General features: G+C 70.8%; 11 protein-coding genes and 1 pseudogene. 9 read left to right on the forward strand and 3 right to left on the reverse strand.

Annotated elements, in window-relative coordinates; all coding sequences use genetic code 11:
• From ACFFNX_RS25710 to ACFFNX_RS25750, 9 genes are all read left to right on the forward strand, one after another.
• Window positions 1-1,671 (forward strand): non-ribosomal peptide synthetase (locus ACFFNX_RS25710; protein WP_378207368.1); only part of this gene is annotated, 1,671 nt, incomplete at its 5' end.
• Window positions 1,668-3,083: a condensation domain-containing protein gene (locus ACFFNX_RS25715; protein WP_378207371.1), complete on the forward strand. Its 1,416-nt coding sequence runs from the start codon at window positions 1,668-1,670 to the stop codon at window positions 3,081-3,083. The genes ACFFNX_RS25710 and ACFFNX_RS25715, both read left to right, overlap by 4 nt.
• Window positions 3,080-3,274, forward strand: coding sequence for an MbtH family protein (locus tag ACFFNX_RS25720; RefSeq protein ID WP_378207374.1), 195 nt, complete (start codon window positions 3,080-3,082; stop codon window positions 3,272-3,274). The genes ACFFNX_RS25715 and ACFFNX_RS25720 overlap by 4 nt, the downstream gene beginning before the upstream one ends.
• A gap of 147 nt (window positions 3,275-3,421) precedes the next feature.
• Window positions 3,422-4,777: a 6-phospho-beta-glucosidase gene (locus ACFFNX_RS25725; RefSeq protein WP_378207377.1), complete on the forward strand. Its 1,356-nt coding sequence runs from the start codon at window positions 3,422-3,424 to the stop codon at window positions 4,775-4,777.
• Window positions 4,777-7,875 carry an alpha-mannosidase gene (locus ACFFNX_RS25730; protein WP_378207380.1) on the forward strand — a complete coding sequence of 1,033 codons (3,099 nt, stop codon included), beginning with the start codon at window positions 4,777-4,779 and terminating at the stop codon, window positions 7,873-7,875. Before ACFFNX_RS25725 ends, ACFFNX_RS25730 begins: the two co-directional genes overlap by 1 nt.
• On the forward strand, window positions 7,872-8,666 hold the full coding sequence (locus ACFFNX_RS25735; protein WP_378207383.1) for an endonuclease/exonuclease/phosphatase family protein: 795 nt from the start codon (window positions 7,872-7,874) through the stop codon (window positions 8,664-8,666). Before ACFFNX_RS25730 ends, ACFFNX_RS25735 begins: the two co-directional genes overlap by 4 nt.
• 45 nt (window positions 8,667-8,711) lie before the next feature.
• Entirely contained in the window at window positions 8,712-9,062 is a 351-nt protein-coding gene (locus ACFFNX_RS25740) for an ArsR/SmtB family transcription factor (protein WP_378207386.1), read from the forward strand.
• Window positions 9,059-9,688: an SRPBCC family protein gene (locus ACFFNX_RS25745; protein ID WP_378207389.1), complete on the forward strand. Its 630-nt coding sequence runs from the start codon at window positions 9,059-9,061 to the stop codon at window positions 9,686-9,688. Before ACFFNX_RS25740 ends, ACFFNX_RS25745 begins: the two co-directional genes overlap by 4 nt.
• Window positions 9,689-9,852: 164 nt before the next feature.
• Window positions 9,853-10,482, forward strand: a complete 630-nt coding sequence (locus ACFFNX_RS25750) for a class I SAM-dependent methyltransferase (RefSeq protein WP_378207392.1) — start codon at window positions 9,853-9,855, stop codon at window positions 10,480-10,482.
• Here ACFFNX_RS25750 and ACFFNX_RS25755 read toward each other — a convergent pair whose 3' ends face one another.
• The 3 genes and pseudogenes from ACFFNX_RS25755 to ACFFNX_RS25765 all read right to left on the reverse strand — a co-directional run.
• On the reverse strand, window positions 10,483-12,117 hold the full coding sequence (locus tag ACFFNX_RS25755; RefSeq protein WP_378207395.1) for a hypothetical protein: 1,635 nt from the start codon (window positions 12,115-12,117) through the stop codon (window positions 10,483-10,485).
• Window positions 12,118-12,159: 42 nt separating this feature from the next.
• Window positions 12,160-12,669, reverse strand: coding sequence for a hypothetical protein (locus tag ACFFNX_RS25760; RefSeq protein ID WP_378207398.1), 510 nt, complete (start codon window positions 12,667-12,669; stop codon window positions 12,160-12,162).
• A gap of 161 nt (window positions 12,670-12,830) precedes the next feature.
• Window positions 12,831-13,156: pseudogene (locus ACFFNX_RS25765) on the reverse strand (hypothetical protein); the annotation flags it as partial.

A 13,156-nucleotide genomic window follows, 5' to 3' on the forward strand; every position in this document is an offset into this window, starting at 1 on the left:
GCCGGGGGCGCGTACCTGCCGGCCGACCCGCGGTGCCCCGCCGAGCGGCTGAGCTCGATGCTCGCCGACGTCGGCGAGCCGATCGTGGTGACCCGGGCGGACCACCTCGGTCGCCTCGGCGGAGCCCCGGCGGAGGCCCTGTGCCTGGACCGGGTGGCCGGCGAGATCGCCGCCGCCCCTCCGGCCGCGCCGCCCCTGGAGGTGGCGGCACGGAACCTGGCCTGCGTGCTGTTCACCTCCGGGTCGACGGGCCGGCCCAAAGGGGTCATGATCGAACACCGTTCGGTCCTGCGGCTGGTCCGCGAGACCGACTACGTCGCCTTCGGCCCCGGCGAACGCGTCGCTCAGGTGTCCGACCCCTCGTTCGACGCGTTCACCTTCGAGGTCTGGGGCGCTCTGCTGAACGGCGGCACGCTCTGCGTGATCCCGGCCGGCGTGTCCCTGACCGACGGCGGGCTGGGGCGCGAGCTCCGCGCCGCGCGGGTCACGACCCTTCTCCTGACCTCGGCGCTGTTCACCGAGGTGGCCACGGACCATCCCGGCGATTTCGCCGGGCTGACGAACCTGCTGGTCGGCGGGGACGTGCTCAACGTGGCGCGCGCCCGTGAGCTGGCCGGAAGCGCGCCGGAGAACCGGCCGGAGCGCATCCTGAACGCCTACGGGCCGACCGAGGCCACGACCGTGGCGCTGTGCGAGCCGGTCGAGTCGGTGCCCGGGGACGCCCGTTCGATCCCGGTCGGCCGTCCCATCGCGAACACCTCGGCCTACGTGCTGGATGAGCGGCTGCGGCCCGTCGGGGCGGGAACACCGGGCGAGCTGTTCGTCGGCGGCCCGGGGGTGGCGCGGGGGTACGCGGACCGGCCGGCGCTCACGGCCGAGCGTTTCCCGCCCGACCCCTTCGCCGGGGACGGCTCGCGGATGTACCGCACGGGAGACGTGGTCCGGTACCGCGCGGACGGGACGATCGAGTTCCTCGGCCGGGCCGACGACCAGGTGAAGGTCCGGGGATACCGCATCGAGCCGGGCGAGGTGGAGGCGGCGCTGACCCTGCACCCGCAGGTCGGGCGGGCGGTGGTGGTCACGGACGAGACCCCGTCCGGCCGCCGGCTGGTGGCCCACGTGGTACCGGTCGCGGACGCCCGCCCGCCGGGCGGGCTGCGGGAGTTCCTCATGGCCAGGCTTCCGCCCTGGATGGTCCCGTCCGTGTTCGTGGTGTCGCCGTCCCTGCCGGTGACGCGGAGGGGGAAGGTGGACCGGTCCGCGCTGCCTCCGGTCCCCGACGACGGGCCCGCGGGCGGCGCCGTACCACCGCGTACCGACCTCGAACGCGAGCTGGCCGCGCTGACCGCGCAGATGCTCGGTCTCGCCGAAGTGGCCGTCACCGACGACTTCTTCGCCCTCGGCGGCCATTCGCTGCTGGCCATGCGACTCGTGTCCCGCACCAACCACACGTACGCGGCGAACGTCGCGCTGCGCGACTTCATGGACGACCCGACGGTCTCCCGGCTGGCCGCCGGGGTGGCCGAGACGCGGGGAACGGCGCCGCCGGCCGGCCCGCGCCGCCCGGACGCCGAGGACGACCGGCGGCTGCTCGCCCGGCTGGAGGAGCTGTCCGACGACGAGGTGGACGCGCTCCTGCGCGAGCCGGCCGACGACGAAGGCGGACGGTGACCGGCGTACCGTCCTCTCCCGCCGCCCGCCGGGCCCTGCTGGGCCGGCGGCTCAGGGAGCGCGTCGCCGCACGCGGCCATCCTCTCTCCCACGCGCAGCGACGGCTGTGGATACTGGACCGGTTCCACCCCGCGAGCTCCGCCTACGTCGTGCCGCTGGTCTACCGGATCGACGGCCCGCTGGACGCCGCGGTGCTCGAACGGGCGTTGAGCGAGGTCGTCCGCAGGCATGAGGTGCTGCGCACCGTGTACCGGACGGTCTCCGGCGTTCCCCGGCAGTTCGTCCGCCCCGCGGAACCGGTGCGGATCGCGGTCGAGGCCCCCGCGCGGGACGCCGAGGCGGACCGGCTCGTGGCGCGGGAGGCCCGGCGGCCCTTCGACCTCACCGTGGACCCGATGATCCGGGCGCTGCTCCTGCGACTGGCGCCGGACCGGCACCGGCTCTGCCTCACGCTCCATCACATCGCCTGCGACGGCTGGTCGCTCGACCTTCTCGAACGCGAGCTGTCGGCCTGCTACGGCGCCTGGCTGACCGGGGGAGAACCGGAGCTTCCGCCGCTGACCGAACAGTACGCCGACTTCGCCGCCGGGCAGGCCGCCGGGCTCGACGACGAGCCGACGCTGCGGGCGCTGGACCACTTCCTGAACCGGCTCGCGGGCGCGCCCGTACGGTCCGCCCTGCGCACCGATCACCCGCGTCCGGCCACGCTGGACCTTGCCGGTGGCCATCTGGAGTTCGCCGTCGCGCCGGAGGTGGCCCGGCGGGTCGGCGAACTGGCCAGGGCCTGCGGCGCGACGCCGTTCGCGGTGCTGCTCGCGGCGTTCCTGGTCCTGGTGCGCGGGCACGGTGCGGGTCCGGAGGTCGTCGTCGGCTCACCGGTGATCAGCCGGCCGAGGGAGAGCCTGCGGCACCTGATCGGTCCCTTCGGCAACGTGGTCGTCCAGCGCTTCGAGCTCTCCGACGCGCCCGCCTTCCGGGAGCTCGTGGAGCGGGCGCGCGACGAGAGCAGGGCCGCGTTCGCCCACCACGACCTGCCGTTCGACAGGCTCGTCGAGGAGCTGAACCCTCCGCGCGACCCGGCGTACCACCCGATCTTCCAGCTGATGTTCGGCCACCACGAGAGAGGATCGGCCGGACTCGCGCTGCCCCGCTGCCGGGTCCGCATGACGGTCGGCGAGACGTCGACGGCCAAGTTCGATCTGTCGCTGAACCTCACGAGCGCGCGGGGCCGCCTTTCGGCCCGGCTGGAGTACCGCACCGGCCTGTTCGAGCGGGAGACCGCCCGGGCGCTCGGGGAACGGTTCCGCGCCGTGCTCACGGCGGCCGTCGAGGATCCGGAGCAGAGCGTCGGCGACCTCGTGCGCGGGGCCCGCCGTCAGGAGAAGCCATCAGGAGAAGGAGCCTTCCCGTGAGCGAACCCGACGAGCCGGCCCTGAGGTACGTGGTCGTGGTGAACGACGAGGAGCAGTACTCGATCTGGGCCGAACACGCGCCGCTGCCGGCCGGCTGGCACGCGGCGGGCTTCGGCGGGACCAGGGCGGAGTGCCTGGCCCACGTCGAACAGGTGTGGACCGACATGCGCCCGCGCAGCGTACGGCGATGAGCCCCGGACGCGGGGGTACGAACCGGCCCTGCTGACCGATCGCGCGGCGACGGCGGTCGCCGGGCGCGGGATCGCGGCGGGCGGCCGCCCGCGTGAGGGTGGAGGCCGGTCGTGCGCGCGCTACCGTGCTTTCATGGTGATCCGAGCATGAGGCTGACCGTCCTGGGCGGAGGCGGGTTCCGCGTCCCGCTCGTCTACCGGGCCCTCCTGGCCGACCAGGGCAAGGACCGCGTCACCGAGGTGGTCCTGCACGACCTCGATCCGGCCCGTACCGCGGTGATCCGCCGGGTGCTGGCGGACCAGGCGGCCGGTGTTCCGGACGCCCCGTCGGTGACGGCGACCACCGACCTCGACGAGGCCCTGACCGGCACCGACTTCGTCTTCTCCGCGATCCGCGTCGGCGGGACGGAGGGGCGGGTCGCCGACGAGCGCATCGCCCTCGAGGAGGGCGTCCTGGGCCAGGAGACGGTCGGCGCGGGCGGCATCGCCTACGGCCTTCGCACCGTCCCGGTCGCGGTACGGATCGCCCAGCGGGTCGCCGCGGTCGCGCCGGACGCCTGGGTCATCAACTTCACCAACCCGGCGGGCCTGGTGACCGAGGCGATGTCCCGGCACCTCGGCGACCGGGTGATCGGCATCTGTGACACGCCGGTCGGGCTCGGCCGGCGCGTCGCCGCCGCGCTCGGCGTCGACCCGCAGAGCGCCTGGTTCGACTACGCGGGCCTCAACCACCTCGGCTGGCTGCGAGCCGTCCGCGTCGGCGGCCGTGACGTGCTCCCGGACCTTTTGGCGGACGAGGCGGCGCTCACCTCCTTCGAGGAGGGGCGGCTGTTCGGCGCCGAATGGCTGCGCGCGATCGGCGCGATCCCGAACGAGTACCTGCACTACTACGACTTCAACCGCGACGCGGTCGCGGCGATGCGCGCCGCGGAGCGCAACCGCGGCGCCCTGGTGCTCGAGCAGCAGCGCGACTTCTACGCGCGCCCCGTGGGCGCACCCGGCTCCGCGCTCGAGACGTGGGAGGCCACGAAGCGGTCGCGCGAGTCCACCTACATGGCCGAGAACCGCGAGGCGGCGGGCGCCGGTGAGCGCGCGGCCGCCGACCTGGAGTCCGGGGGATACGAGAAGGTCGCCCTCGCGCTCATGCGCGCGATCGCCCACGACGAGCGCACCACCCTGATCCTCAACGTGCGCAACCGCGGCACCCTCACCGGCCTGGACGACGACGCGGTGGTCGAGGTGCCCTGCCTCGTCGACGGCAACGGCGCGCGGCCCGTCACCGCCGATCCGCTCACCGGCCACGCGCTGGGCCTGGTGACCACGGTCAAGGCGGTGGACCGCGCGGTTCTGGAGGCCGCCACCACCGGTTCGCGCGCCGCCGCGCTGCGCGCGCTGGCGACCCATCCGCTGGTCGACTCGGTGACGGTGGCACGACGGCTCCTCGAACGCTACGAGACGGACTCTCCTCATCTCGGGTACCTACGCGGGAAGGCGGATCGCTGATGCACGACGATCGCAGGCAGGTCGAGGACCGGCTGGACCGGGCGGTGCGAGAACGCATCGTGCCCGCGACGTACGCCGAGCGGCGGCCGATGACGATCGAGGTCTGGCACGTTCCCGGCGAGCCGGTGCCGGTCGCCGAGGCCCTCACCGCCGCGTACGTCCCGTTCGCGCCCGGCGACCGCTGGGGCCGCGCCTGGGCGACGAGCTGGCTGCGCGCCACCGCGACCGTGCCGGCGGAGTGGGCGGGCCGCCGCGTCGAGGCCGTCTTCGACCTGGGGTTCAGCCACCGCGGGCCCGGGTTCCAGGCCGAGGGGCTCGTGCACGACCTCGGCGGGCGGCCGATCAAGGGCATCGAGCCGCTGAACCAGTACGTCGCGGTCGGCGACGCCGTGGACGGCGGGGAGCGGGTCGGCCTGCTCGTCGAGATGGCCGCCAACCCCGACATCCTCGGCGACGGGTTCGTCCCGACGTCCCTGGGTGACGTGGCGACCGCCGGCGACGAGCCGCTCTACCGGTTCGGCGGCGCCGACCTCGCCGTGCTCGACGAGGACGTCTGGCACCTGCGGCTCGACGTCGAGGTGCTGGCGGAGCTGATGCACGAGCTGTCCACGGACGACCCGCGCCGCCACGAGATCCTGCGCGCGCTCGAGACCATGCTGGACGAGCTGGACGTCCATGACGTCGCCGGCACCGCCGCGCGGGCCCGCGCGACGCTGACCGAGGTGCTCGCCCACCGCGCGAACGCGAGCGCGCACACCATCTCCGCCACCGGCCACGCGCACATCGACAGCGCCTGGCTGTGGCCGATCCGCGAGACCCAGCGCAAGACCGCGCGGACCTTCGCCAACGTGACCGCGCTCGCCAAGGACTACCCCGAGCTGGTGTTCTCCTGCTCGCAGGCGCAGCAGTACGCCTGGGTGCGCGACCGCTACCCGGAGATCTTCCAGCGGATGCGCGACGCCACCAAGGCGGGGCAGTGGGCGCCCGTCGGCGGCATGTGGGTGGAGGCCGACGGCAACCTGCCGGGCGGTGAGGCGCTGGCCCGCCAGCTCGTCCACGGCAAGCGGTTCTTCCTGGAGGAGTTCGGGGTCGAGACCCGCGGTGTGTGGCTGCCCGACTCGTTCGGCTACACCGCGGCGTACCCGCAGCTCGCCGTGCTGGCCGGCAACGAGTGGTTCCTCACCCAGAAGATCTCCTGGAACCAGACGAACAGGTTCCCCCACCACACGTTCTGGTGGGAGGGCATCGACGGCACCCGGATCTTCACCCACTTCCCGCCCGCCGACACCTACAACGGCACGTTCGCCGGGGCCGAGCTGGCCCACGCGGTGCGCAACTACGCCGACAAGGGCGGCGGCGCCCGCTCGCTCCTGCCGTTCGGCCACGGCGACGGCGGTGGCGGCCCCACCCGGGAGATGCTGGAGAAGGCCCGGCGGCTGCGCGACCTCGAAGGGTCGCCGAAGGTCGTGGTGGAGAACCCGGACGCGTTCTTCGCCGCCGCCCGCGCGGAGTACCCCGACGCGGCGGTCTGGACGGGCGAGCTGTACCTGGAGCTGCACCGCGCCACCTACACCACCCAGGCGCGGACCAAGGCGGGCAACCGCCGCAGCGAGCACCTGCTGCGGGAGGCGGAGCTGTGGGCGGCCACCGCCGCGCTGACGGCCGGCTTCGACTACCCGTACGAGGATCTGGACCGGCTGTGGAAGATCGTGCTGCTGCACCAGTTCCACGACATCCTGCCGGGCTCCTCGATCGCCTGGGTGCACCGGGAGGCGGAGGCCACCTACGCGCGCGTGCACGCCGAACTGGAGGAGATCACGCGTGCCGCGACCGCCGCGCTGGCGGGGGAGCGCGGCCCCGGGCAGGTGTTCAACACGAGCCCGCGGGCGCGCGCCGAGGTCGTGACCGTGGCCCCGGAACTGGGCCCGGACGCCGGCGGCCAGCCGCTGGCCGACGGGTCGGTGGCGGTGTTCACCGAGGTCCCGGGCTCGGGGACGGCGCCGCTCGGCGCCTCCGCGCCGCCCGAGCCGGTGACCGTGGACGGGCGCGTCCTCGACAACGGTCTCGTCCGGGTGGAGATCGACGCGGACGGCCTGCTGACCTCCGTACGCGACCTCGTGGCCGGTCGTGAGCTGCTCGCGCCGGGGGCCCGGGGCAACCTCCTCCAGCTCCACACCGACCTGCCCAACCACTGGGACGCGTGGGACGTCGACCGGCACTACCGGCGGCGGCACACCGACCTGACCGGCGCCGACGCCGTGACCGTGGTGGACGAGGGACCGCTGGTCGCGTCGGTGCGCGTGGACCGGTCGTTCGGCGACTCCCGGATCTCCCAGACGATCACCGTGACCGCCGGCAGCCCCGCCGTACGGATCGACACCGAGATCGACTGGCACGAGCGGGAGAAGATCCTCAAGCTGGCGTTCCCGCTCGACGTGCACGCCGACCGGTCGGCGGCCGAGATCCAGTTCGGTCACGTGTACCGGCCCACGCACACCAACACGAGCTGGGACTCGGCCCGGTTCGAGATCTCCTGCCACCGCTGGATCCGGCTCGCCGAGTCCGGCTACGGCATCGCCCTGGCCAACGACGCCACCTACGGCCACGACGTCACCCGCACGACCCGCGAGGACGGCGGCACGACGACGACCGCGCGCTACAGCCTCGTACGCGCGCCGCGCAGCCCCGACCCCGAGGCCGATCAGGGCCGGCACCGCATGTCGCACACGCTGCTGCCCGGCGCGACCCTCGCCGGCGCGGTGGCGGGCGGGTACGCGCTCAACCTGCCCCTGCGCGTGACCGCCGGCGGGGCCGACCCGGAGCCGCTGGTGTCCATCGAGGGCGACGCGGCCTCCGTCGAGGCGGTCAAGCTGGCCGACGACCGGTCCGGCGACGTGGTCGTGCGCGTGTACGAGTCGCTCGGCGGACGGGCGAGCACGCGGTTGCGCACGTCGTTCCCGGTCGCCGGGGTGGAGGTCACCGACCTGCTGGAGCGGCCGCCGCCGGACCGGCCGGTCGTGCTCGCCGACGACGGCAGCGTCCCGCTCACCCTCCGCCCGTTCCAGGTGCTGACCCTGCGGCTGCGCCCGGCCGGATGACGACCGTACGCGTCGCGACGCTCAACCTCTGGGGCCGGCGTGGACCCTGGAAGGACCGGCTCGGCCTGATCAAGGCCGAGCTGGCCCGGCTCGCGCCGGCCCTCGTGGGGCTGCAGGAGGTCATGCGGGACGAGCGGTCCGGTTCGTGCCAGGCCGCGGCGATCGCCGCCGGGCTCGGGTACGAGGTGGCGTACGCGCCCGCCGCGCGGTTCGACGAGGGCGTCCTCGGCAACGCGCTGCTCAGCGGGCTGCCGATCCACGAGCGGCGCGTCCTCCCGCTGCCCACCCCGCCGGGCGCGGAGGAGCGGGCGCTGCTGTACGCCGCCGTCGAGACGGCCGCCGGCCTGCTCCCGGTGTTCGTCACGCACCTGGACTGGCAGGGCGACCACGGAGCGGCACGCCTCGCGCAGGTCCGGTTCATCGCCGAGCGGGCCGCCGAGATCACCGGCGACCTGCCGCCGGTGATCATGGGCGACTTCAACGCCGAGCCGGACGCCGACGAGATCCGTTACCTGCGAGGCCTGCACGTGGTGGACGGCGAGAGCGTGTACTTCGCCGACGCGTGGGTCCACGGCGGCGACGGGTCGGCCGGGGAGACGTTCTCCCGCGTCAACGACTACGCACGCCGGACCCGCGTGCCGTCGCGTCGCATCGACTACATCTTCACCGGCCGTGCGGGCGCGCTCGGCGAGCCGCGCCACACCGAGCTCGCCTTTGCCACGCCGACCGGGGGAGTGTGGCCCTCGGACCACTTCGGCCTGGTCAGCGACGTCGTTATCGCGGCGGACTAATATTCGCGTTGACTTATATAAGCGCGCCCCGATAGCGTGGCCGCCGTGCACGCGTTCGACGTTCTCGGTGACCCGGTGCGCCGGCGGATCCTGGAGCTTCTCGCCGACGGGGAGAAGACCTCCGGCGCGGTCTGCGCGGTCATCCAGGAGGAGTTCGGCATCTCCCAGCCGGCGGTGTCGCAGCACCTGCGGGTGCTGCGCGACGGAGGCTTCGCGACCGTACGGCCCGAGGGGACCCGGCGGCTCTACGCGGTGAACTCCGCGCCGCTCCGCGAGGTGGACGAGTGGCTCGGCCGGTTCCGCCGCTACTGGACGCCGCACCTGGACGCGCTGGCCACCGAACTGGCCCGAGGCCGGCGCGAGCGCCGCCGGCAGCCGCAGGAGGAGGAACAGTGATCGATGTCATCGAGCAGCTCAACAGCGTGACCCGCACCGTCGGCGACCGCGTCCTGGAGGCCGGCGAGGCCCGGGTCGTCACCATCGCGCGGACCTATGACGCCACCGTCGAGGAGCTCTGGGACGCCTGCACGAACCCCGAGCGGATCCCGCGCTGGTTCCTGCCGGTCTCCGGCGAGCTGAAGGAGGGCGGCCGGTTCCAGTTCGAGGGCAACGCCGGTGGCACGATCGAGCGCTGCGACCCGCCGGCGGGCTTCGCGACGACGTGGGAGTTCGCCGGCGGGAGCAGCCGGATCGAGGTCCGCTTCGTCCCGCAGCCGGCGGGCGGCACCCGGTTCGAGCTCGAACACACGATCCCGGTGGACGACCACTGGACCGAGTTCGGCCCGGGCGCGGTCGGCATCGGGTGGGAGATGGGGCTCCTCGGCCTCGGCCTCCACCTGTCCTCGGGCGGATCCTTTGACCCGGCCGAGGGCGCCGCGTGGGCCGCCTCGGAGGAGGGCCGGAGCTTCATGACCCTGAGTAGTGAGCGCTGGTGCGAGGCGCACGTCGCCGGCGGCGCACCGGAAGAGGAGGCCCGCGCGTCGGCGGCCCGGACGACCGCGGCCTACACGGGGGAGTCCTGAACCCCGCGGCCCGTCATGAGCGCATGTGGCGATGGTACAGAAGGGGTATTTAGGGAAAGTCGAAAAAGGGGAGGCGGGATCGCGTCGGATTCCTGCCAGCAGAGACGGGTTTCCGGGTAGATTATCAAAGCGGAAGCCCGCCCAGGGTGTCAGCGAAGGAAGCAATGAGTCAAGATACCAGCCCTTTCGGCCCGGAACTGCAGAAATACTGGAACCGGCGCTACCTGTATTTCAAGCGCTTTGACGAGGGCATCAAGACCGACGCCGAGGGCCTGTACTCGGTGATGCCCGAAGACGTCAGCCTTGAGCATGCCAAGCTCATCCGCAGCGAAGTCGTGGTGGACGGCTTCGCCGGAATCGGGGGGAGCGCCATCGGGTTCGCTCGAGAGGGAAAGCGCGTCATCGCCATCGACATCAACTCGGATCGGCTCGAGATGGCCAGGGTGAACGCGGGCATCTACGGCGTGGCCGATTCGATCTCCTTTGTCAATGACGACTTCTTCGAGGCGGCGAAAAAATACGCGCGGGGTGCGGCGGTCAACCTCGATCCGCCGTGGGGAGGGCCGGACTACAAGGCGATCGAAAAGTTCGGGCTGGAGAACTTCGAGCCTTCCGGAAGCAGGCTCCTGGACTACTGCTCGAAGCTTTTCGAAGAGATCATGTTTCGTGTCCCCGCCAACTTCGACATGTCCCAGATCGAGGATTACGGCATGCCGTTCAATGTCCACGACGACCTACTGGACGGCGGCCTCATATCGAAGACTGCGGTGATATATCCGTCGAGGGGTCGATGATCACTGTAGCCACCGCTTGAGCAGCTCTCGCACGTGCCGTTGCCTCGTAACCTTGAAGGTGACGAAGGACAGACCGACGAGAAGCGCCGCTCGTATGACGGTGAGGGACACGTCAATACTGTTGAGCCACGAGATCGACGTGCGGAAGTGAGAGATCCCGTTATACCAAGACCTTTCGGTTATGGTGTTCGCGTAGACCGCCTCGATGATCTCGGCCAGCGGTATCAAAGAGAGCACCTGGGCCACCGCGGCCACGATGAACAGCGCCTGGAGTAACTGGACCACTCGCTGCATCCGCAGCGAAGCGGCCTGCGTGAAGATGTTGAACGATCGAGCGAGTTCGTCGCCGGCGTCCTTGAGGACGCCGGGAGCGGCCAGCAGGGGATCAACGGTGAGCTGGGTGATGGTCGACGGGATCAGCGCGGTGCGTAAGCGTTCGGCCGAAGACGTCGAACCCGCTCCGCCAGGCGAAAAGACGAACGCCTCGTGCCGAGGTTTGAAGGCGCTGATGTCTCCGGCGTCTATTCGGTTCAGCAGCTCTATCCGGCTGCGCAGCTCCTCGATCCGTAGGGCCCGCCTGCGGAACAGGTCGAGATCCTGATCGTCGAGTTCCTTCACGCGACGCACATCGGTCGCGTAAGCGAACTGATCTTCGAACTCGAGGTAACGCCAGATTCGCGTGTAATGATTGACCCATAGATAAGACACGTAATTGAGTAGATCGTTCACCGTGTCTTCGCTCGCCGCCGCCTGGACCCTGACGACCACGCGGGGATCGAGTATCCCGGCATGATAGGGATAATTTGGAAAGACGAGGGAGGCGAAGGCCGCCCCGGTTCCACCTGCTTCCGCTATCAGGTCGTAGCCGTCTCGATCTCTGCGTGGGTAGAGTCCGCTCTGTTCATCCGAGAATGCCAGGTCCTCCGGCGTCGGCGGCAGGTCGGCCGGATCGACCTCTTTCAGCACGTGCGTCAACCGGCGACGCTTGTAGGCGCACCAGTCGGCGCCTTCGAAACGCTGATCTCTGTTGGCCCACTCCTTCACCTTCAGCAGCAGCTTTCGAGTGTCGTCCCCGATCGTCTTCGAGATGCCATTTTGGACGACAATGCGTTCACCGTCATCAAGCACAAGCCTGATCTGGCCGAGATCGATGGACTGCTCACCGGTCGCCGTCACAATGGACAGGCCGTTGGCGAGTAGGAACTCCTTGGCCGCCTTGATCTCGTCGTCCGTCCAGGGAGTGGACTTCAGCCTGGCGGTCGCCTCCAGGGTGACACCGGTCATGACCTTGTCTAATTCGTCGATCAACTCGCGCTCGACATGATGGGGATCCACTGAATCGTGAGAGGAGAATCTACGGGCGCACCCCACGATCCAGCCCAGGCCGATGAAGTTGACGCGTAACCTGGTCTGGTTATCGAATGATCCCTCGATGTAGGGCCAGTCCCAGAATTCGCTCGTCGGTGCGATGTACTTGGCCATCCACACCATCGCGCGCTTGAGATTCTCCGCGGCGGTCGCCGTCTGTCCCGACATCGCCTGCAGGAGGCGTTGGGTCACCCCCAGCATGGAGTCGACGTTGTCCACCGGGATGAACTCTTCGACGACGATCAGCCGTACATCGTTGTGAGCCACCAGGGTCCCCCTTCGCGGCAGGGTGATGTCATCTGCGCGTGATCATGGCTCGAGTTCGTCCGTGACGGTGGGCCATGGTCCGGGATCCGTCCATGGCTCCCATCGCTCGCGTGGACTGTCCGGGGTGATGTCCTTCGAACCGAAGTCGCCGTATCCGAAGTGCGGAAGAAATGCGGCCACAAGCTCGCCGCGTACTCCCGTCTGGATGGTCGGCCATGCAAGTCGCCTGGCCACGGTGATGAATATCTGCCTTACTCGCTCATCGAAGGTGTCGATCGTTGCTTCGTTTCCGCACTCCGCCACGATCGGGTAGGCGCTCAATAGCTCTTGCCCACCATGGTCGGCATCGAAGTAGCCGTCATTCACGAACAGCCGAAGAGCGGTCATCGGCGCCCCCTGTTCGGAGTGTGTGGTGATCAGCCGGCCCCGGTCCGCCTGCGTCAGGGCGGGTCGGAGGCCCTCGCTTTCGAGCGCATCGGTCAGAGCCATCGCCGCGCCGCGCGGGCTGGCGTCCAGGCCGAAGTACAGGTAGTAGACCGCCCTGCCGTTCACATTCCCTGAGATTCTCTCTTCTGTTGTGCTGGTCCATTATTAAGCCACGCTCAGCCGCTGATAGGTCACAGTTGTGTCGCTTTACACCGGCCCTTGGAGTTTCGGCGGACTGGGAATGCGGGCGCGAATGTCCATAAGTGAGAACGGGTCCTAAGTACCGCTCAACCGTCGCGGCGGGTGAGCGTCCAGGCCCCGGCGCCGAGGGCCACCGCCGCGTACCCGCACAGCACGGCCAGGCCCGTCCAGGGCGACAGGTCGCCGGGCGTGGTCCGGGACACGCCGAGGGAGTCGCCCACGATGGCCAGCGGCACCCAGCGGACCGCCGCCGGCGCGACGGTGAGCAGGAGCTGCCCGACCACGAAGACCACGCCGACGTACGTGGCGAGCGCGGCGGCCGAGTGACGGACGACCGCGCCCAGCCCGAGGCCGAACAGCCCCATCAGCGCGATACCCGCGCCGGAGAGCACGACCGCGCGCAGCACGCCCG

The sequence above is a fragment of the Actinoallomurus acaciae genome (genome assembly GCF_042429965.1).
Classification (GTDB): Bacteria; Actinomycetota; Actinomycetes; order Streptosporangiales; family Streptosporangiaceae; genus Actinoallomurus; species Actinoallomurus acaciae.

Bases quoted from the DNA above. Each gene is read 5' to 3' on its own strand.
- ACFFNX_RS25735 (WP_378207383.1), top strand. From the start codon at position 7,872: ATGACGACCGTACGCGTCGCGACGCTCAACCTCTGGGGCCGGCGTGGA.
- ACFFNX_RS25730 (WP_378207380.1), top strand. From the start codon at position 4,777: ATGCACGACGATCGCAGGCAGGTCGAGGACCGGCTGGACCGGGCGGTG.
- ACFFNX_RS25750 (WP_378207392.1), top strand. From the start codon at position 9,853: ATGAGTCAAGATACCAGCCCTTTCGGCCCGGAACTGCAGAAATACTGG.
- ACFFNX_RS25725 (WP_378207377.1), top strand. From the start codon at position 3,422: ATGAGGCTGACCGTCCTGGGCGGAGGCGGGTTCCGCGTCCCGCTCGTC.